The following is a 21,570-nucleotide window of genomic DNA, read 5'->3' on the forward strand; positions in this document are numbered from 1 at the left end:
TGTTTACTTCGCAGGAACGATCAAGCCTCTGCGTGCGAAATCTTCATAGGCTTCCTGCACTGCCTGGGATAATTGGGTGGGTTGGTAGCCCAACTCCTGTTTCGCCTTGTCATGGTCCGCCCGGCGGCGCATCTGGAGCAAGCGCACCGCGCCCGGCGTGAATCGCCTGGGCAGATTGGGGAATGCCCTGTACCAGGTCTTGTCGGTCACTTCGGCCAACAGGGCCATCAGGTATGGAGGAAGCCGCAATCGGGGCAATGGTCGGCCGGTAGTTTCCCTAAATAGCGCCATCAAATCGTCCACGCTGGCATAGGCGGTGCTGAAAATGTACTTCTGCCCTGAGCGCCCATGCCGCATGGCTAAGACATGGCCTTCGGCGATATCGCGACCGGATACCCATTCGAAACCTCCAGGAATGTAGGCGCGCAGAGCTCCGTGGGCGTAATCGATCAGTACCCGACCCATGCGCGAAGGCATGTAATCGTGGGGCCCGATAATGGCGCAGGAGGTGGCGACGACCACATTCAGGCCGTTGGCGTGTGCCTTAAGGCACTCATGCTCGGTGAGATGCTTGGTAAAGCCGTAAGGCAAATGACGGTCAAAAGGATAGAACGGCATGCCCTCGTGGCTGGAACGGTCCGCTTCGTAGCCGGTGGCGCTCAATGATCCCGACACCACAACCTTGTCGATGCCGTGGCGCTCGGCTGCCTTTAGAATATGGATTGTACCGCGGACGTTGGTATCGAATATTTCGCGCTTATGGGCCGCATTGCCTTCAATGGTCGAGACCAGAGCGGCGCAATGATAAACGCGGGCGCAGCCGCGCACGGCGGCGGATACTGCCTCGCTGTTGCGCAGGTCGGCAAACACACGCTCCACGTCGAGACCGTCCAATGCGCCGTTGTCGCGTTCGGTGCGCATCATCACTCGCACTTGCTCGCCCTCTGCGAGCAGGCGGCGAACCAGGTTAGCGCCAAGGTGTCCGGTGGCGCCTGTAACGAGCGTGATTCCGGTACTCATCGCACTAATCCGAGGCAGCGCCTCCAACGGGGCAGACAACAGATCAAGTCGAGGCGCTCAGATGCCATAGTCCTTGTTTTAACATGGGTTTTGCACAATATCATACGCGCTGCTTTATTCTGTTCTTTTGTTTGTATGTTCATTTTCCAAATCTTTACCAAGCCATAAGCGGTTTATGGCTTTAGCAGGATAATTTCGCCCGCAAACAGCACGACTTAAGGCCGCTGAATATTTGCGCCGTAACCGGAGTAAGCCAGATATTTCATTTTTTCGAGATAACGATAAAAAAGCACCGCCAACGGAACCTCATTTTTTAACAATGGCTTAATGATGACAATCGCATCCGCAAGAAGTTTTATTGCCTTGGGTAAATTCGAAATGTTATGGCGCACTAAATTGCCGGCACCGAACGCGGTCAAAAAACAAAATTGCTTCATCAACGTGTAGTGGTTCCTGTTCAGGCCGGCCAACATGGCAATCGACTCTTGCGCGTTCATACCGCCGCACTGCAAGTATTTGAATACCGCCGTCTTAAGCAAGTCGTTCGACATAACACCGTAGAGTGCGTTAGCAAGAATATTAAGATTGGCATTAGCGTTCTGTCTTTCACGGTAATAGGCTTCGATTTTTTCGTGAATCAAATCGATATTATTGAAATCAGGCATCGCCAATAAATGCGCGCTCAATATTTGGATATCGGAAAATATCGCTGTCAATCCGCCGCCCGTTAAGGGATGACGCATATTCAGCGCATCACCCAGCAGCACAGCGCCTTTCCGGACGATGGGCTTTGCCGCCATGTAATGATTAGGCATGACTTTAAATCCGCCTTCCTGCAAGGCCTGCTGATAGCTGTTAAGCATACCTTCGGGGATGTAAGGCGTGACATTGACATCCAAATACGTTTGTATCAATTGCTTCTTAGGAAGCTGCTCCGCTGGAAAATCAATTAAAATCCTGACTTCATTACTGGAAATCGGATAACAAATGAACGGCGTCGGCCCGGATAAAAACACATGGCCATGTTTTGGAAAAGGCATGTCGCAGTCTTTTAAAATCAAACCGATAAAGAAAGACGTCACGGTTTTTTCATTATTACTGAGATGCTCCCTAAAGTTTGAAAAGAACCCATCGCTGGTAATGGTCAAAGGCGCATGTATGGTCTTAGTCTTGGATGTAAGCGAATCCCGGTAATTAACGCCAATAATCTCGTTGCGTTCATTTTCCTGAAGCTGCAACGCCTTGCCATGAATTTGCGTAACCGATTCATTATCCAGTGCAGAGGCTCTAATTTGCTGTAAAAACAGGCCATTATGCAAGCCCATCCCTCTATAATCCGTCGGATAAGGAATAGTAATCCTCTCGTCGCCTTGCAGTATTGCGTAACCTTCAACCGGCTGCGCATCAAAACCATCCAGCAAATGCCCAAGCCCCATCTGCTTGAGCGACAACACCGCCCCAGGCTGTAACAATTCACCGACAATACGTTTTTTCTCCTCAAAGGAATAATCGATTAACGCTATCTTGATACCTTTGGGGGCAAGATAAGCGGCGATGCTGGCACCCGCCATTCCTGCGCCAATAATGCAAATGTCGAACCCGGATTCCTCTGAGCTACTGGATGCACATCCTTTAAACTGCGGTGATTGTTTTATCATTCTTGAACGTCCTGTTTAAAGTGTCGATTCAACGCCCAGATAGGAAAGATATTCCTATAATTGGCGTAAGTTATCATGCAGTTGTAATTAAAAACGCCGGAAATATTTTCCTGAGGCCAATCGCCAATGTCGGTCTGCCTGTTCAGCAACACATTGATGCCGGTTTTGGTAATGGTCTTATCACCAAAATCAGCGGCCATCAGTGCCAGCAGCGCCCAAGAGGTGTTAACAATTTGCGACGAATCCGCCTCGGTGTAAGTCAGCGTCGAACAGGATTTGAACGTCTCGCCCCAGCCGCCATCCGGTTTTTGCTTACCAACCAGAAAAGTGCAGGCCTTGCTAAGACTGGCCGTTAAGATGGCATCGTCATAATAGCCTTTACCTTTGGCCTTGCTGAGCGCTTCCACGCCAAACCAGGTTGCATAGGTAAAACAGACCGCCCAACCGCCGTACCAGGAGCCATCCGATTTTTGCTGCTTAAGGATAAAATCAATTCCCGCACTGATAGCTTTGCGTATTTCGCCGCTTTTATAACCCGGATAAATTTCCTGAAATTCCAATAGTGAAATAACGCAAGCCGCGGTACATTCCGTCCAGGAATAATCAATCATGATATCGGCAAAGACTTCAGACGGGTTGAGCTTTTCCAGCCATTTGGGTGCGCGTGTCAGTTCATACGTTGCCCAACCGCCGTCAGTATTTTGATAAGAAAGGATAATGTCTACGGCTTGTCTGATACGCTGATCATCAATTGCCGGTTTAACCACACCTGAATGATGAACGGCCAACGTGGCGCTTAGGCCTTCCGCGGTACAATCGGCAACCGGCCAGCCATTTTCCGCCGTTGAAAATGGCCAGCTGCCGACCATGGGGTGGCGGAAAAATTCGGCATGCGTGGGATGTTCGGCCTTGACTTGCGACAGATCAATAAATTGATAGCTTTTGGCAATAGTTTCTGGGAATAGTTTGCCCAAGTCGCTTTCCAGCATGGCGCGGGTTGCAAAAGCGGTATCCCAAAGCTGCGAACCGTTGTAGCCGCTCATCTTCATGCCGTCTTCGGCAACCCATAGGTAATCAAACCAGCGGGCTACGTGCTTTTTAAATTGCTCAGAATCCTTGCCGTAGGCATGCCAGATACAAATGGAATTGATGGCTTGATTGACCGGGCCTATGTTGATGTAGTTGGTTTGCTCATCCTCGGCATTGAGGTATTTCAAGATGTAGTCCGTAGACTTTTTTCTTAACCAGGTGCATTTAAATTTTTCATAGCTGTTGGTGAAAAAGTTCATCCACTTCAGTACCGGAGACGGTGTGGTATAACAATCTTTTTCGCAGACGGCATTGCGCTGTTTCGGCCAATCGATTGACGCGAAATCCTCGTTATAAATTTCTTCCCTTAAGGACAGGATCAGTTCATTTTCGGGCGCTTTAATCCGCTGGGCATAGCAATAAGCCATTGGCAAGTACACCATGCGCGTATGGCACCAGTAACGCCAGGGATGAACCGGCAGCCATTTAGGAAACAACCACATTTCAGGAAACAGGCTGTTAAAGCCTTGCCAGTCATAACAATTCAGCACCGCCAGATAAAATTTTCCCCAGGAGGGAATACCGGTAGCACCGCCATTGTTTTTGATCCACGCCCTGGCCTGAACCAATTGCTGATGATTTTTATCGACGCCAAGAAGGCGCAATGACACGTATTGCATGACGGTGCCGAATATCGTCGATTCGCCCTCGATATGCATGCCCCAGCCGGCATCTTTATTTTGATGGTTGAATAAATAAAGCTTCATCATTTCCCGGTGCGCTTTGGGAAACGGTGTGTCCGAAATATAAGAGGCGATAAGCAGGCCGGGCAAAAGAAATAGCGGGCCGCCGTAGTCCCCCGGCCAATGGCCGTCTTCACTTTGCAAATAAGAGTAGTAGTTCATTCCCTTGATGAGCGCATCGATGACTTTTTGCTCATAGGGGCTCTCTAACTGCGGTATTTGCCCAGTAAATTTCTGGAACTTCGCGTCAGTGGCTGTATTTCTGAAAACCTTGTCGCCGGAATTGGGATTTCCGGATTTATCAAACTGAAAATCTTCCGCAAACTGCGCTATGTCTTGCTCTGTAATATTATCGACATTTTGTAAATGTGCATTGATATTGCTTGAGCCGGGCTTGAACGCCCAGACTTGCCGTCCGTTATCAGTAAGTAGTTGCCAGTTTTTCCAACCAGATTTTACATTCAGCATAGATTCCTTCTTTTAACTATTATCATGGTCAAGCGCCAAATGCCATATTCGAATGGATGGCAATGATATTTTTAATTTATTTATTACACAGGGCAATACGTAACATTACCAACAAGCCTTTCATTTTTTTCAATAAACCGGACGGTTTACGCAAACGTTCGTGGCCTGGCAGCAATTGCCCTTTGGCCAATTTGCCTATTTTTCTTTTCACGGCCGGGTCGAGCTTACCGTCGGCGGCCAACTCAAAAAACAAAGCTTTCACATTGCCTAAATCAAAAAAATCCCGTTGCCATTCCCATTTATAATTGCCGCCATAACGAAACCAGGAGCCGCCTATACCGGCGACTTCATAATGCGTGCCATCTTCCCGTAGCGCAGGCGACACCTGGCGCCAGAGGCCAATCACTTCGCCCTGCTTTTCATCGATTAATATGCGGTGGTACGGATAGCGCCATTGTTCAAAGCCTTCCATTTGCACGCCTAAAGCCCATTCTTCTATCTGTTTACGGCTGCGTGCGACAAACTCTTCATTAGGCCCGATATTCCAGCGGTATTCTGCGTCATCGGTATACATCGCGCCCAGATATTTGGGCCAGTTGCCTTCTTTTTCAGCGTCACGATTCGCCTGCAACCAACGTTCAACCATTTCTTCAAGTTCTGCTCTGGGATATGCGGCCATTCTTTATCTCTTTAGTGCGTTATTTTAATTGCCTTGGTCGGGCAATATTTTTCGGCTTGCCGGGCTTTTTTAAGCAACTCCAGCGACGGGTTCTCTTGCAAGACGGTGACATTCCCTGCATCGTCTACCTGAAAAAGTTCAGGCGCTTCAGTCATGCAGGTTGCATGGCCCTGGCAAAGCTCTCTGTCGATTGTTATTTGAAAACCCGGGCTCGGCAGTACCCTTTCCTCAGCGATATGCGCCGTTGGCTCAACAAAAGCTTTTTTGGTGAGCGCGCGTTTTTTGTATCGAACCCGGCAAGGCGACAGCGGTTGCACCACCATTTGGGTGAAGTCATCCTGATAAGTATCCTTGTCATCAATCAGTTCAAAGGTATATCGACGTAACAGGATGCTGAAAATGGCTTTGAGTTGCAGCATCGCAAAAGCGTTGCCGCTGCACTTGTGTTTACCGCCGCCGAAAGCAATCCAGCTGAAAGGCGCGGCATCTTCCTGGCGGGTTTCCGAGTAACGATCAGGATCAAACTTTTCCGGGTCCGGAAAAACATCCGCAATGCGATGCGACACGCGCGGCGAGGCGCAAACGTATTTTCCGGCTTTTACCGTGTAATCTTTAAACTGAAAGTCTTGCATCACTTTGCGAATTAAAAATATCAAGGGTGGATGCAAGCGCAGCACTTCTTTAATGACATTTTCCAACGCCGGAATTTCCCGTAGCGACTGAAAAGTGACCTCGCCATCAATACCGAAGTGCACGTCCAGTTCATTCAATACCCGCGCCAACTGTTCAGGCCGTCGCGCCAATTCCAGCAAGGTCCAGGCTGCCGTGCCTGCTGTTGTATGATGCCCGGCGAATATGGTGCCTATCAGCATGCCGGTTATTTCGTGAGCTGACAAACGGCTGCCATCGTCATAGCGGGCATCAATCAGTAATTGAAACGCATCTTCGCTTTTTTCCGGTTTTTGCGCTCTTTTGGCAATGATGCCGGTGACCAGTTCCTGAAGTCTTGCGCGCGCTTTATCACGGCGGCGAAACACCGGTAACGGCAAATAGGGAAAAACAAAGGCCAGCGGATTTACGCCTTTTTCAAGATCGTGATAGATTTTCGCAAACTCTTCATTCAGTTCGTAACGGAACTCATCGCCAAGCAGGCAGTGGCTGGAGGTGTAGATGGTGAGTTCTTTCATAAACTCAAGCAGATCAATTTCGCCGTTATCGCCCCAATCAGCAATCATTTGCTCGACTTCCCTGACGATCACTTGCGCATAGCCTCGCATCGGTTTATCCCGCAATACCGGCATCAACATCTTGAGCTGTTGGTCTTTTTTATGCGGCGGCGCATCAAAAACCACGCCCTTGCCGAAAATAGGCGTCATGATTTTATACGCCTGGCTTTGGTCCAGCTGAGCGTCGGGCGCGCGAAAAAAAGCTTCGTTTGCTTCAGGGCCGGTCATCAGCACCATTTTTTGATGAAACATACGGAATTCGCCGATTTCACCCAGTTTATTTCTGAGTCGCATCATGTAGTCGAAAGGATTTTTGCCGAATTCGAGCATATGCCCTAAGACGGGCCATGCGCCGGGCATTTTAGGAGGTTCTTTGCCGGGCGAAACGTTTTTTTGGGTATTAGTTGCTGTCATAGCTCGTTCATCTTGATGTATTTGTGCATTAAGGAACGCTGACTCTATGAGTTCCAATTTTCTCGGCGAGCATTAGCATTTAAACTCAACAATAAGTCCTATTATATGAATATTTAATGAATTATGAATAAGTTTCCACTTTGCGCGTCAGATAGCGCATCAAAAAAACACATTGATGGCTAAAGCTTTAAAGGAATATAAGTGACGGTTCTCACCCCGTCTTTTCCATCATTTTCATCGCGAATGGGGCGAATACCGCGCCGCACAAGACACAGGCGGGGCGGTAAGGTAAAGCCCCCCATGTTGAGGCGGCCGATATTACCCGAGCGCAGCCTCATCATTGAAGCGCATGCAAGAACATCATGGGAAAACAGAGGATGCTTCAACCCTATCTGTTAGGATACGGCCGAATCCTGATTGCTTCCGATAGCCTCCAGGTTCACCGCGCAAAGCGTTATGCTTGCCGTCAGAATAAATCGCTTTGTTCCAGGATCTGCGCTATCGGTTCCTGCCAACCGTTCGCCTTACTCTGGTGGAGCGTACCCGCTGCCGCCCACAAGCTTCGGGCCTGGATTCGCAACTGGATCATTTATGAAGGCACAACAGCCAATAATGCGGCAATCTGCGCGAATTGACGCCGATTTATTTAAATCTCGCGACAGAACCCGAATTCCTTTTCGGGATATCCTGGCACGAGATGGAATAGTTACTCCTCCAGCCTCGCCGCTTTAAAACGGGCGGATGCCCCCAAGAGGCCGACCACGAAGAAAGCCGTGCCGACCAGGGTGAAGCGCAGATTCGACTCCTCGATAGCCAAGTCGTCGGTAGCGTAAAGCATGATAACGACGGCGACCGTTCCCCAGCCGAGAAAACGCAGCGCAGCGGCTATAATCAGGTCACTCAGCGTTTCCGACTCGCTGACCGGCGTGTCCATTCGATAGGCCACAAAACCGCACACGAATGCCGGCAGGATGCCCCAGCGCATATGCCGGACAAAGCTTTCCAGAAAATCGAAGTTATCTTTGTAGTAAGTCAGCTCAAGTATAAGCGCCGATACCGTGGTGCTGACAATGAACCCCATTATCATCATTGCCATATAAAACCCATAGTACCGATCGGATTGCTCCCGATGGTGCCTGAAGGTGAGCGTCCGTGAAATAAAGACCAGCGCTATCGGAAGGACATACATCGGGATGGCATACGCAATCCACCGAAGCGTAGTGTAATTAAAATGCGCCAGCGGCTTATCGGGAAACAGGAAAGCATTGTGCAGCGAAACCGAAATCTCCCGGCCCAACATAACCCCGATAGCGGTGGCGGCCGTGAAAAGCAGGATATATTTATAAGTGTGCTTCAGGCGGGCTTCGTGGATATTGCCGCCGAGCCGCTTCACGGTCGCCCATATCTCTTTCTCGCTTGCGCTCCCGAACACAACCAGAGATGCAAGCAAGCGGCACAGCAGGCCGGTGAGGTGATCCAGCTCCTTGAGTAATTTGACCGTCTTGGTGTAGTGAGGTTCCGCTTCCTTCCAAACGGCCACTTTTTCCGACATTGCATTATAGGAGATACAGATTTCCCCCCACTTCAGCGATGGTTCGTTGAAAAAACGACGGTAGGACGATTGATTGGCGTAGCTCTGTATCTGGTCAAAAAGAAGACAATTATGTGCCCATTTATACTCGACCGTGGCGCTGGATTTTTCGAAATCGCCGGGATCGATGCTCGGCACCAGCAGGCGATTGCCGATTTGTGTTTTTAAGCTATCGTCGACCGCCGACAATCTTGAGGTAATGAGTGCGTTATAGACCTCTACCGCTTTGGTCGGGATTGCGAAAGCGTCATGGATGCTGTCCCGCAATATCAGCAAAGGATTAAACTTGCTTTCCCAGCCGATAAAAAAAAGAAACAGCCCGGCGGCAATCAACGGCATGATCGTGTTTCCGTCCAAGCCATTCAGAAGATTCACCAGTTCCCCGGAGCGAAGGTTCTTCACGATCAGCGTCACCAGCGGTTCCAAGGGCAGCCAGCGCCAGGTAAGCAGCCAGAAAAGTACGGCCATAAACGTGCAGTACGATGCCATCCCTACCCAATAGGTGCTGCTGCGGCTAAAGTATTGAGGTAATGTCGGTTCAGCGCCTAACTGAATCCGGCGTTTTTGGAAGGATCGGTAGGCGAGGAAAAACACCGCCCCGGTTCCAAGAAACTGCACCACAAAGTTAATCAAGAGTTCGATGGTCATCGTGCAGCTGCTCCTAGGTAATTTACAAGTTTCGAGTTTAGAAAAATATCCAGCCATGCCTGATTATAAGCACTTAAACGATTCCGGCCGTTTTTCACGCCAGTTCCGCAAAGCCTGGATGAGCATGATGAGGCCGAGCCCGCGTTGCCGGATCGAGTGTCTGTATTATAGCTGAACTTAACGCATCAAGACCTCTTCCAGACTTTGAGCGGCCGAAACGGAGGTGGCAGAACGTCCTGATCCGTCCATTGATCGCTCGATCATGCCGTTTCTGCGAGATGAACACGAACCAAGCTTTTTGGCGTTGCCTTCAATAAGCTGACCAGACGGTCACTACGCAGGCGCATCAATCAATCTGAATCGACGACAAATTGCGCGATGCCGTCACGGAAAGACCAGTCAATATCATGGTTTTCAGAAATAGTTATCATGACATTTTCCGGCGGAATCCCCGGATTGGCTGCCAGGTTCTCCACCACTTTTTTATAAAACGCCTGTTTTGATTCGTCTGAGCGGCCGGCACGCATCACTAAATGCATCATCACCCGGTCCCCTTCTCGATCTTGAAGCTGCAAGCGCTCCGAATCGAGCTGATGAATAATCTGATAACGGTCATCCATTGGAAAACCCATGGTTTCAATGACAGCGGCGTTAACGCTGTCGCCAACTGCTTGAATATACTCGGGTGACTTGCCTGATAATATCGAAATGTTAACGAGCGGCATGCTAATCTCCTGTTTTATGAAAAATTATTAATACAGAAATCAAGCTTAACTATAAGCCGGTTTTTTACTCACCGGTAGCAGAAAACTTAAGCCAGCCTTGCATCCGTTTCTTGGTCGCTAACAGGTAGGTTATTTGATTTTACCGGCTAATTTGGATATCCGCTCTTAGCTTGCAAGCTGACGATTCCAGAGATTGATGATCCTATTACCCTGCCCGGTTAAATTCCCGTAAGTATTCCTGCATATTGTACAAACGGCTTGTTTTTCCTAACCTGCATTGCTTATTCCATTCCGTCCATTGATTTTTCTATAGTCGCGAGCACCTTCATTCTGCCAATGGCGACGCGTCATCCGTAGACTATGAAATCCGCCTAATCTTCTGCCGGGAGCAGCGTTGGCACAGCGGCTTGCTAATAAAACATCTAATGCTATGCGGGAGTACAAAGCCATGGGTAAAAACGTAACTCAGAAGCTGATCGAAAGCCATTTGACCGAAGGCCGCATGATATTCGGTGAAGAGATTGGCTTAAAAATCGATCAAACACTCACCCAGGACGCAACCGGTACTCTGGTCATGCTGGAATTTGAGGCGATGGGCATTGCGCGCGTACGAACCGAACTTTCCGTCCAGTATGTAGACCACAACCTGCTGCAGGAAGACTTTAAAAACTCCGACGACCATCTGTTTCTGCGTAGCGCATGCAAGAAGTTCGGCCTTTGGTATAGCCGTCCCGGCAACGGCGTGAGCCATCCCGTGCATATGGAGCGTTTCGGCGTACCGGGAAAAACCTTGCTGGGCTCGGACAGCCATACCTGCGCGGCCGGTTCATTGGGAATGCTGGCAATCGGTGCAGGCGGCCTGGAGGTGGCGATGGCGATGGTGGGAGAGCCATTTTACCTGAAAATGCCGAAAATAGGGGGCGTCAAGCTGGTCGGGGAATTGCCCGATTGGGTGAGCGCCAAGGATGTGATTTTGGAAATGCTGCGCAGGCATGATGTCGACGGCGGGCTTGGCAAGATCGTCGAATATTACGGCCCCGGATTGAGATTTCTGTCCGCCATGGACCGGCATGTGATCGCCAACATGGGCGCCGAACTGGGCGCCACCACGACGGTTTTTCCATCGGACGATGCGGTGAAGGAGTTCCTGAAAAGCCAGGGGCGTGAGCAAGCCTTTCGGGAAATTCTCGCGGACCCGGACGCGGAATACGACGAATACGAGGAAATCAACCTGTCGGAACTGGAGCCTTTGATTGCGCTGCCCAGCAGCCCGGGTAACGTGGTGCCGGTGCGCGAGGTGACGGGCCGGGAAATCTACCAGTCCTATATCGGATCATCCGCCAACCCAGGACTACGGGACTTTGCCATTCCGGCCATGATCGTCGACGGCAAACAGACTCACGACCGCGTTTCATTCGACGTCAATCCCACGTCCCGGCAGATATTGGAGAACATGACGGCAACCGGCATACTGGGAAAGCTCATCCATGCGGGCGCGCGCCTTCATCAGGCAGGTTGCGGCGGTTGTATCGGCATGGGACAGGCTCCGGCTACCGGCCGCATTAGCCTGCGCACCGTTCCCCGGAATTTTCCGGGCCGCTCGGGCACCAAGGAAGATCAGGTGTATTTGTGCAGCCCGGAAACCGCCGCCGCCTCGGCCCTAACCGGCGTGATCACCGACCCGCGAACGCTGGGCATGGCGTACCCCCGTTTCATGCCGCCCAAAACCGAACTCCTCAACATCGAAATGCTGGTTCCACCCGCACAGGAAGGCGAACCGTATGACTTGGAGAAAGGTCCCAATATCAAACCGCTGCCTCAGTTAGAGCCTCTGCCCGATACTCTCGAAGGGCCGGCGCTATTGAAAGTGGGAGATGATATTTCCACGGATGAGATTCTGCCTGCCGGAGCCAAAGTGCTGCCTTTTCGCAGTAATATTCCGGCAATCAGCCGATTTGTTTTCAGCCCGATCGACGAGACATACTACGAAAGAGCTATGAGCTATCAGAAACAGGGATCGTTCATTGTTGGCGGCAGCAATTACGGGCAGGGTTCGAGCCGTGAGCATGCAGCCCTAGGCCCCCGCTATTTGGGAGTCAAAGCCGTGATCGCAAAAAGCTTTGCCCGAATACATTTGCAGAATCTAAGCAACTTCGGCATTTTGCCCCTGATATTTACCGATCCGGATGATTGGAACAAGATCGCCCAAGACGACACGCTCTCCATACCTGATGTACGCAATGCCATTCGCCAGGGAAATAGCGTCAAGGTGATCAATCTGACCAGGAACGAAACTTATGAGACCGAGCATCGGATGACGCATTATCAAGTGGAAATGGTGCTGGCGGGTAGCCTGATCAATCTGGTTAAGCAAAAAGCGTCCTGATTAGCAAAACCTCATTATCCGGCCGATAAAGCCAACCGACGCCCATTGACCAATTCGACTCTCGCACCCAGCGGCCGGCTTTCCCTGTCCATGACGTGCAGCAGCCACCGCACATCGTCCGGGTGCGCATAATTCAAGCGGAAGCGTTTGATTTGCAGGGGCGTCATGCTCAAGCTGACCAGCTTTCCGGTCGCCAAGTCCAGGGTCACAAAATACATCAGGGCCAGATCGCCCCGGAATTCCTCGTATCCTGAAATGCCTTCGTAGTCGTTCAGAAAGTCGCCGCAGCCGTAAATAATCGGCTTCCCCTGATACACCTCGACGCCCTTGGGATGATGCGACGAGTGGCCGTGCACCACGTCCACCTGAGCCAGGTCTATCAGCCGGTGCGCAAAGTCCTTTTGCTCGTTTGAGACATGGTAGCCCCAGTTGCCGCCCCAGTGTATCGAAGCCACCACGCAATCGCCTTTTTGCTTAAGGGCCGAGATCCGCTCCGCAATGCGGCGCACCGCGTCCTCTGACAAATCCGGCAATAAGTTCACGCCCGGCCTATTGCTGCGAGCACCCCATTGCCGGGGAATGCCGCTGCTTTCATGGCCGAAGCCGAACACCAGCACGCGACCTTTCCCGGCCACATCGATAATCGCCGGTGCCTCGGCTTCCGACTGGTTTTGCCCCGCGCCCGCAACCTTGAGCTTTACACCTTCCAAACCGGTCAATGTTTCTTTCAATCCGGCATAACCCCAATCCAGCACATGATTGTTGGACAGAACGCAACAGTCGATGTTCGCCGCCGTAAGGCAGGGGATATTTTGCGGCTGCATCCGGTAATGGATGCCTTTCCGGGGCCAAAAGTCCGGGCTGGACGTCACCGCCGTCTCCAGGTTAATGATGCGGGCATCGGGGTTAAGGCTCCGAAGCTCTGCAAGCGCATCTCCCCAGATATAGGCAAAATCGACCGGTTTCGGGATCGGCCCGTTAGCTTCTTCCGCGAGCCTCACATAGCCCTTGGCGGAAGTCATATAAGGTTCATAAAGCTGCGGATTGCCGGGATGCGGCAGCACCTGGTCGATGCCCCGCCCGGTCATCACATCGCCGCTCAAAAACAGCGTCACCGTTTGGCTGCCGCCAGAAGCGGCCTGAGATGAAAGGCTGTGCTCTGGAATTATTTTGTTCATATCTCCTTCCGCTGGGCGCGTTTTAGTCATGCTCAGGGCAGCTGCCGCGATCCCGGCTAATTTCAGGAAATCCCTTCGCGTCCTCGGATTTAGCGGGTATTTATTCATCGCCGGTACCTGGAGAAATCATAAAAATTAATACTGCTCCATCCGCACAAACTACGCAACTCATGTTGCGCTGCTTAAGGTTTGCAATTGATCGGAAACTAAGCCATTGAGTTTAACTTTACAGGCAATGATACCCATCGAAAGCTCAGGATTCATCAAGCTTGCTTCATAAAATGAGCCTGTAAAATACGCTAGCGTAGATGCTATAAGTATTTGTAAGTATTCATTATCCGAATAGACCGGCATATGCTTTATTAACGTTTTACAGCAAACGGTGCAGTGCGTATGACCAAGAGAAATATCTTGAAACTGCCATTTGAAGATCGGACCCAGGCCGGACGTTTGCTGGGAGAGGCGCTGGCTGAATATGCAAAGCGTTCTGACGTGGTCGTCCTCGCCCTGCCCCGCGGCGGCGTTCCGGTGGGCTTCGAGGTCGCCCGGATGATCGACGCGCCGCTGGACATCATATTGGTGCGCAAGTTGGGAACTCCCGGTCAAGAAGAGTTGGCGATGGGCGCAATCGCCAGCGGCGGCGTGTGCGTGCTGAACCCCAATATAGTAGCGGTCATCGATATCAGCCAAGAGGCCATTGAGGCTGTCGCCGCAACAGAGCGGCAAGAGCTGGAACGGCGCGAACGGGTTTATCGGGGAAACCAGCCGCCTCCCGCAGTAGAGAACCAGTGCTTAATTCTGGTAGACGACGGCTTGGCTACCGGGGCGAGCATGCTGGCCGCGGTCTCCGCGCTGAGACAACGAAAACCCGCTTCTATCGTGGTCGCCATACCCGTGGCCCCGCCCGATACGGTGCAGCGGCTGAAACAGGAAGCCGATGATGTGGTCTGCCTGGCAACGCCCGAGCCTTTTTCGGCGGTCGGCCGCTGGTACCGGGAGTTTCCGCAGACCAGCGACGATGAAGTCAAGTCTCTTTTGGAGCGTGCCGGCTCCATGTCCACCACTCCCCTAAACGCGACAAAAAGCCATGACTAATCCAGTATCCCCCGCATATTCCATCGACGTCAGCATAGCCTTTGAAGGCTTTTCCCTGGACGGCCTTCTTACTATTCCCGAGCCTGCCAAGGGGCTGGTAGTGTTCGCCCACGGGAGCGGCAGCAGCCGGTTCAGCTCGCGCAATCGTTTCGTGGCCGAAATCCTGAACGAGGCAGGGATTGCCACCTTACTGTTCGATCTGTTGACGGAGGAAGAGGAAGACCTCGATCAACACAGCCGTGAATTTCGCTTCGATATCGATTTATTGACCGACAGGCTGATCGGCGTGATTGACTGGCTGAGCCGGCAAACAGAGACAGCCGATCTGCCGGTCGGACTGTTCGGAGCCAGCACCGGCGCGGCCGCAGCGCTGGGTGCCGCCGCGGCACGCCCCAACAAGGTGGACGCCGTGGTGTCACGCGGCGGACGGCCGGATCTGGCCCTGCCGCATCTTGCCAAGGTCAAGGCGCCTACGCTGTTGATCGTAGGCGGGGATGACAGCGTCGTGATCGAGCTTAATCAGCAGGCGGCCGAGCGACTGGCGATTGAACACCGCCTGGAGATCATTCCCGGCGCTACCCACCTGTTCGAAGAGAAAGGCAAATTGGAACAGGTGGCGAATCTCGCCTGCAACTGGTTCCTGCATTATTTTCACGGTTCATGAGTCCCGATACGCTTCGGCTGTTTGCGCTGAGTGAAAGCCGGACATTGGGAGATAGCATCGCAACCGTCCTCGGTTTGCCGCTGAGCGCGCACGAAGAAAGAGACTTCGAGGATGGCGAACACAAAACACGTCCTCTGGAAAACGTCCGAGGCTGCGAGGTCTTCGTCATCCAATCGCTGTACAGCGAGCCGGGCTTAAGCGTCAACGACAAACTTTGCCGCCTGCTGTTTTTCATCGGCGCGCTAAAAGATGCTTCCGCCCGATCGGTAACCGCCGTCCTGCCCTACCTGGCTTATGCGCGTAAGGACCGGAAAACCAAAACACGCGATCCGGTCACCACCCGCTATATGGCCCAACTGCTGGAGGCCGTGGGCACCGACCGGGTGCTGACCCTTGATGTGCATAATCTCGCCGCTTATCAAAACGCTTTTCGCTGCCCGGCAGATCACCTGGAAGCCAAAAACCTGTTCGTCGAACATTTTGCAGCCAAGTTTCCAGATCTTGAGATGGTCGTAATATCGCCCGACGTTGGCGGCATCAAACGGGCGGAACAGTTTCGGGAAGCACTGAGCCGGCGCCTGAACAGACCGGCAGGCAGCGCTTTCATGGACAAGCAGCGCAGCGCCGGAATCGTCAGCGGCGAAGCCTTGGTGGGCGACGTACAAGGCAAAGCCGCCATCATTATCGACGATATGATCAGCACCGGCGGCACGATCTCGCGAACGGCGCATGCCTGTCGAAAGCAGGGCGCGCACAGTGTCCATGCCGCCGCCGCCCACGGCATTTTTGCCGGCAAGGCTGATCAAGTCGTCGCCGACCCCGCATTGGATAGCCTCGTGGTCACCAATACGCTGCCCCCGTTCCGGCTCGATCCTGAACTCGTACGGAAACGGCTGACGGTGCTGGATGTCGCGCCGCTGTTCGCGGACGCCATCCAGCGCATCCATAGCGGCGGTTCGATCGTAGATCTTCTAGGGGAGTAAAGATATAAGAGCGGCTCAAAAGCCTTTTAATATTTTTACCCAAACTGCCGTTACCAGTAATGCAAATACCGCTCTGCCAGGTCGAGATAGGTTCGGGCGAGTCCGAGCCAACGCTGATGATCCTGCACCTGGTGATCCACGGTGTGCCATACCGCGATCTTGGCGCGCAAACAGGCACGGAAAACCTTGTAAAACCCGATGAGTTTGCTGGGGCAGGCATCGTTGGCCGCTTCAAGGTAACCCTGTAGAATCTTGTCGCCGATACGGGGCGCACCGAGACGATCGCATTCCATAGCCAGATAAGCCAGTTCTTCCACTGGATCGAGACTGCGAAACTCCCGGTTGAACTCCAGGCAATCAATGATCACCGGCGGGGCTGTTAAGCAGATGTGCTGGGGCCTGAGGTCGCCATGCGCATCGATAATGCGCCTTTCCCGCGCCCGCTGTTCCAGAAGCCCGCCCTGTGCCGCCAGAAATTGCCTTTGCGCTGCCGCGAGACGCTCCACCTGCGCCGTGGGCAAAGCGTAGCGGCTATCACGCAGCACCATCAGGTTGCCCTGGATGTCCTCCTCGAAGCGGCGCAGGTATTCGGCCGGGCTGATGGGTAAAGGCACCGAGCGCCGATAGAAATCGGTCAGCACTTGGCTGACCTGTTGCACGTCCCTGCCATCGACCGTCCCCTTACGGATTGCGGCATCCAGCATGCGATCGGCGGGCAGGCGGCGCATCTGCACCAGCCAGTCCACGACCCGGCCTTCGCCGTCCAGCCGCAAATCGCCATCGCCTTGTCGTGTCAGCGGCACGGTGCCGAGATAAACTTGCCTGGCCAGCCGCCGGTTGAGGCTGACCTCCCGCTCGCAGTCTTTTTGCCTGGCCTCTAAAGTGCTGAAGTCCAGGAAATCATACCGGACAGGCTTCTTCAGCTTGTAAACAAGACTTTCGGTCAGAAAGACCCAGGACATGTGGGTTTCGATAACTTCGACGCGCTTCGGCCGATCCGGGTAGACATCCGGTTGCCGGAGAAAGGCTATCTTTTCTTCGATATGCATTGAGCACTCCCCTAAGCGGCAGTTCAGCCGCTAAGCCTTCGACCGAAGCAACTCGCCACAGGCGGCAAGCTGTCACGTCTGCATTCTACTCGATTAAAGCGGCAGCTATCTATTCCCGTCAATGGCTAATTCACATCTTGAAAGCGGCTCGCTTTAAAGCTCCCTCGCAAGAAGATTTAGCACTGGCTTGTGAACAAAAATGAGGCAATCCTGATCGACAACCTGCTGATAGATCGATTAACTTAACAGCAGTGATGCTTTGCATAAGTCCCTTATTGGAGAGGAAAATTATGGCAACTTTCGATATCCGTCAATTACAAACTGAGCTGACCGGTAAAAACCCTCGCATCATCCTGAAAAAAGCGTTGGAGCTGTTCGACAATATTGCCATTGCTTTCAGCGGTGCGGAAGACGTGGCGCTGATCGATATGGCGGTCAAACTCAGGAAAGACATCCAGGTTTTTTGTTTGGATACCGGCCGCTTGCATCCGGAAACCTACCGCTTCATAGAAAAAGTCAGAAAACATTACCGGATAGACATTGAAATATTATCGCCGGACAAAGACCTGCTCGACAGCCTGGTAAAAAAGAAAGGCCTGTTCAGCTTTTATGTGGACGGCCATCATGAATGTTGCGGCATCCGTAAAGTCGAGTCACTAAAACGCAAACTGCCCCAGTTGGATGCCTGGATGACCGGACAACGCAAAGATCAAAGCCCGGATACCCGGCAATCTATTCCTGAAGTGCAAATAGACAGCGAATTTTCCACCGCCGGACAGCCTTTGATTAAATTCAATCCGCTGGTCAATTGGAGCCTGACGCAAGTCTGGGATTATATTGAAGCCTATCAGGTGCCGTATAACGAACTGCATGAAAAAGGCTTTACCAGTATAGGCTGCGAGCCTTGCACCCGCGCTATTTTGCCTCATGAACATGAAAGAGCCGGCCGCTGGTGGTGGGAAGCGGGAGCTCAAAAAGAATGCGGCCTGCATGCCGGAAATGTCAAAGATAACGGTACTTCCTGACCCTATTGATTGTGTTTATTGCAAGCCGAGAATATCGCAGTAAAACATCACTGATGCCGCAGTATCGGCAATAATTAGGCTGGCATGATGAAAGGTAAAATTAAGGTTTGGCATTATTTTTATGGATCGTTGATTTGAGCACAGAAAGAGCGTCTTTCAAAAAATTGTTGTGATGTATAGAAAATTCAATTACGCCTGCTGTTAAGCATACTGCGCTATGCCATTTCCGAAAGACCAGTTTTCCTTTTTAACTTCAACCAAATTGATCATCACATCTTCCCTTCGAACATCGAGCTCTCTATGAAGCCGATCTGCGATGGTATGGTAGAGCTGCTTCTTTAAATCAACACTTCGGCCTTCATTCAATGTGATTTGTATGACGATAATTCCGTCGCTTCGTCGAATGTCGAGATATGACGGATCATAAATCAGAGTATCGCTATCGAGTTCCGTAATGATTTGAAAATTGTCTTTGGCGGGAATATTGATGGTCTCCAGCATAGACTGGTAGACGATGACGCCGACCTTTTTGCCAAAGCCATTCGGCCGGCCTTTCATTAACGAAATGCAAACTAACGGCATTTTTATGTCTCCATATTTTATTGTTGAAATAGTCTAACTACTTGAAGGACCGTCTGTAATTTTGAGTTTTTTCCTGATAAAACAACTTAAACTCACCCGTTAACTTTACGTCGGTTGATCAGCAAGACTGGTTGCTCCTTCTCGTATATTAACGACAAGCCCGGTAGCAACTATTGCAAAAAGGCCGGAGGTCATAAAAGCCAAGGTGTAATTCCCGAACAAGCCATGCAAATAGCCGGCCCCATAACTGGCTAACGCGGCGCCGATCTGATGGGCAAAACAGATCCAGCCGAATACGACCCCGACATTTTGCTTGCCGAATAAGTCGGCTGTCAGCGCTGAGGTTGCCGGAACCGTTGACAGCCAATTCAGCCCATAGACGACGGAAAAGGCCATCAATTGCCCGGTCGATTCGACATACGGCAATAATATTAATGAAATACCGCGAAGCGCATAATAAATCGCTAGCGGCCAGCGTTTGCCGAAGCGGTCGCATAACCAGCCGGAAAAAATAGTGCCGGCAATATCGGTCGCGCCCATCAGGCCCAAGGACACGGCCATGGTCATTTCCGGAAAGCCGTGTTCGACGCCGTGCGTAATCAAGTGGGTCTGAAACAGGCCCGAGGTTGTAAAACCGCAGATACCGAAGCTGAAAGCCAGTAACCAGAACTGTGGATTGGCCATTGCCGAACGCATCGGGTTTGGGTCGGGAGGAATTTTAGCTTCAGCATTCCCATCGTCACCATAAGGCTGCAATCCCTTTAAGCCGGGATTATCAGCCATCAATAGCATAATCAGTGGCAATACCACCAAGCCCAGCATCAACGCTATAAACAGCGTTACGGCCCGCCAGCCGAACTGCATGTTCAGGTTCATGATAATGGGCGTAAAAATTAACTGGCCCGACGAAAAAGCCGCGCCCAAAATCCCCAAAGCCAGGCCGCGCCGTTGCCGAAACCAGCGATTGACAACGGCAGAGCCCATCACGATTGAGGTTCCTCCCGAACCTGCGCCGATGATCACGCCCCAAAACAGATACATCTGCCAGGGTTCCTGCATCAAAACACTGCCGCCTGCTCCTAAAGTCACCAGCGTGAGCGTTATTAGCGTGATGGCTTTGGTGCCGTACAAATCCATCAGCCTGCCTAAAAAAGGACCGGCAAGCCCGAATAAAAGCAGGTTGACCGAAACGGCGCCGCTGATTGTTTCCCGGCTCCAATTAAATTCATGTTCCAGCGACAGCATAATAATGCCCGGAATAGACCGGAGCGTGGATGCCGCAAACAAACAGGTAAAAGTAACAGCGAGTACGACCCAGGCATAATGAATGCCGACGCGTTTAGTGGTTGTCATGATTAGCGACGTATTGGGAAGGGTTAAAGTAAATTATCTCGTTCCCACGCGCTGCGTGGGAATGCAGTCAAGGCGCGCTGCGCCGCGAATCACGATCAGCGTCTGGCATGTACGGGACGCAGCGCGTCCAGCAATGCATTCCCACGCAGCGCGTGGGAACGAGGGCTTTACGTCGCTCTAACAACTCCGCTATCAACAAATCACGGCGCATCTTCCAGATCATCAAGCAACTCAATCAAGCGAGTCACGCCCTGAAGCAATATACCGCCGACGCCCAACGCAAACCAGACGCCAATCACAAACCCCCAATGAATCGGCGCGGCGAAAAACTCTTCCCTGAACCAGAAAGTATGTCCCCATTCATTAAAGCCGACGCTGACCAGGATCATAAACGGCCCGAAAACCGCCAGCGTCAACGGCAGCGAAATACCTTTGGCATACAGCGGCAAGCGGGTCCGGGCATAAACCCAGGCGCTTCCGCCTAAAATCACATAGAGCGGAAAGTTAAAATAAAACTCGATAATATGATTGGCTGTAAAAGGGGTGTCGCGAATCGCCACTTGATGCCAGGAATTATCCTGTTCGGCAAAATAACTTCCCGCCCAGTACACGGCAAAGGTGTAAACACTAATCCACATGGTCAACGTGAAATAACGGCGAATTTCCTCTTTAGGGCTGATCGAATCCAGATTGCGATCCCGTGAAACCCATAAATATCCCCATAAACCCGTCGTAAATATCGCCAGAACCACCAGCTCGATATAAAACAAGCGCATCCAATATTGCTCGAATTCGGGTTCATAGGAATCCAGTCCGGCGGAAACCGCAAATTCGCCTTGATACAAACGCAAGCCAATGTAGATGACAGTGAGTATGCCGAAAGCTTTTAGATAAGTGGGCAAATCCTTTAAATACCAGGGCGCGTTGCCCAGTTGTTCAAGCGGGGCTTTTAATTGCTCAGGCAGCGCGGCCTTTAATTGCTCGGATGATAGTGCCATGATGTTCTCCTAATGAGGTTAATCGAATTTTGGAATGACAGCGGCGGTAATGCTCG

The 21,570-nt window shown here is 51.7% G+C and carries 17 protein-coding genes; 5 read left to right on the forward strand and 12 right to left on the reverse strand.

The annotated features are described in order from the left end of the window. Window positions 1–3: 3 nt before the first annotated feature. The 7 genes from M0R47_RS17505 to M0R47_RS17535 all read right to left on the reverse strand — a co-directional run bounded on the left by M0R47_RS17505 (window position 4) and on the right by M0R47_RS17535 (window position 10,201). Window positions 4–1,020, reverse strand: a complete 1,017-nt coding sequence (locus M0R47_RS17505) for an NAD-dependent epimerase/dehydratase family protein (protein WP_292557158.1) — start codon at window positions 1,018–1,020, stop codon at window positions 4–6. Between the two features lie 215 nt (window positions 1,021–1,235). Continuing rightward, window positions 1,236–2,678 (reverse strand): FAD-dependent monooxygenase, encoded by a 1,443-nt coding sequence (locus M0R47_RS17510; protein ID WP_292557160.1) that lies wholly within the window; start codon window positions 2,676–2,678, stop codon window positions 1,236–1,238. Beyond that, complete coding sequence (locus tag M0R47_RS17515) at window positions 2,675–4,918, reverse strand: terpene cyclase/mutase family protein (RefSeq protein ID WP_292557162.1); 2,244 nt, start codon at window positions 4,916–4,918, stop codon at window positions 2,675–2,677. Before M0R47_RS17515 ends, M0R47_RS17510 begins: the two co-directional genes overlap by 4 nt. 76 nt (window positions 4,919–4,994) lie before the next feature. After that, window positions 4,995–5,597 (reverse strand): nuclear transport factor 2 family protein, encoded by a 603-nt coding sequence (locus tag M0R47_RS17520; RefSeq protein WP_292557164.1) that lies wholly within the window; start codon window positions 5,595–5,597, stop codon window positions 4,995–4,997. A gap of 11 nt (window positions 5,598–5,608) precedes the next feature. After that, entirely contained in the window at window positions 5,609–7,237 is a 1,629-nt protein-coding gene (locus M0R47_RS17525) for a cytochrome P450 (RefSeq protein WP_292557165.1), read from the reverse strand. A gap of 706 nt (window positions 7,238–7,943) precedes the next feature. Continuing rightward, window positions 7,944–9,476, reverse strand: a complete 1,533-nt coding sequence (locus M0R47_RS17530) for a hypothetical protein (protein ID WP_292557167.1) — start codon at window positions 9,474–9,476, stop codon at window positions 7,944–7,946. 350 nt (window positions 9,477–9,826) lie between these two features. Beyond that, entirely contained in the window at window positions 9,827–10,201 is a 375-nt protein-coding gene (locus M0R47_RS17535) for a tautomerase family protein (RefSeq protein ID WP_292557169.1), read from the reverse strand. A gap of 448 nt (window positions 10,202–10,649) precedes the next feature. Between M0R47_RS17535 and M0R47_RS17540 the strand changes: the two genes are divergently transcribed. Further along, a complete protein-coding gene (locus M0R47_RS17540) occupies window positions 10,650–12,587 on the forward strand; it encodes an aconitate hydratase (protein WP_292557171.1) in 1,938 nt (645 codons plus the stop codon). A 14-nt stretch (window positions 12,588–12,601) separates the two neighbouring features. Here the strand turns inward: M0R47_RS17540 and M0R47_RS17545 are convergent, their stop codons facing one another. Then, window positions 12,602–13,873 carry a CapA family protein gene (locus M0R47_RS17545; RefSeq protein ID WP_366513242.1) on the reverse strand — a complete coding sequence of 424 codons (1,272 nt, stop codon included), beginning with the start codon at window positions 13,871–13,873 and terminating at the stop codon, window positions 12,602–12,604. Window positions 13,874–14,158: 285 nt separating this feature from the next. Between M0R47_RS17545 and M0R47_RS17550 the strand changes: the two genes are divergently transcribed. From M0R47_RS17550 to M0R47_RS17560, 3 genes are read left to right on the forward strand one after another with little or no spacing between them, the layout of a single operon-like run. Next, window positions 14,159–14,860: a phosphoribosyltransferase gene (locus M0R47_RS17550; RefSeq protein ID WP_292557175.1), complete on the forward strand. Its 702-nt coding sequence runs from the start codon at window positions 14,159–14,161 to the stop codon at window positions 14,858–14,860. Further along, window positions 14,853–15,524, forward strand: coding sequence for an alpha/beta family hydrolase (locus M0R47_RS17555; protein ID WP_292557194.1), 672 nt, complete (start codon window positions 14,853–14,855; stop codon window positions 15,522–15,524). Before M0R47_RS17550 ends, M0R47_RS17555 begins: the two co-directional genes overlap by 8 nt. After that, entirely contained in the window at window positions 15,521–16,507 is a 987-nt protein-coding gene (locus M0R47_RS17560; RefSeq protein ID WP_292557196.1) for a ribose-phosphate pyrophosphokinase, read from the forward strand. The genes M0R47_RS17555 and M0R47_RS17560 overlap by 4 nt, the downstream gene beginning before the upstream one ends. 50 nt (window positions 16,508–16,557) lie before the next feature. Here M0R47_RS17560 and M0R47_RS17565 read toward each other — a convergent pair whose 3' ends face one another. Beyond that, the gene (locus M0R47_RS17565) at window positions 16,558–17,556 is read right to left on the reverse strand and encodes a hypothetical protein (RefSeq protein WP_292557198.1); all 999 of its coding nucleotides are present in this window, start codon (window positions 17,554–17,556) and stop codon (window positions 16,558–16,560) included. Window positions 17,557–17,846: 290 nt separating this feature from the next. Here M0R47_RS17565 and M0R47_RS17570 point away from each other — a divergent pair, with 290 nt between their 5' ends. Beyond that, on the forward strand, window positions 17,847–18,581 hold the full coding sequence (locus M0R47_RS17570; protein ID WP_292557200.1) for a phosphoadenylyl-sulfate reductase: 735 nt from the start codon (window positions 17,847–17,849) through the stop codon (window positions 18,579–18,581). A gap of 201 nt (window positions 18,582–18,782) precedes the next feature. Here the strand turns inward: M0R47_RS17570 and M0R47_RS17575 are convergent, their stop codons facing one another. The 3 genes from M0R47_RS17575 to amoC form a co-directional block, all read right to left on the reverse strand. Then, entirely contained in the window at window positions 18,783–19,163 is a 381-nt protein-coding gene (locus tag M0R47_RS17575; RefSeq protein WP_292557202.1) for a tautomerase family protein, read from the reverse strand. Window positions 19,164–19,268: 105 nt separating this feature from the next. Continuing rightward, complete coding sequence (locus M0R47_RS17580) at window positions 19,269–20,516, reverse strand: MFS transporter (protein WP_292557203.1); 1,248 nt, start codon at window positions 20,514–20,516, stop codon at window positions 19,269–19,271. Window positions 20,517–20,716: 200 nt separating this feature from the next. Beyond that, a complete protein-coding gene (gene amoC, locus M0R47_RS17585; RefSeq protein ID WP_292557205.1) occupies window positions 20,717–21,514 on the reverse strand; it encodes a bacterial ammonia monooxygenase, subunit AmoC in 798 nt (265 codons plus the stop codon). Window positions 21,515–21,570 lie beyond the last annotated feature (56 nt).

Source organism: Methylobacter sp., from assembly GCF_023227905.1.
In the GTDB taxonomy this organism is placed as follows: Bacteria; Pseudomonadota; Gammaproteobacteria; order Methylococcales; family Methylomonadaceae; genus Methylobacter_A.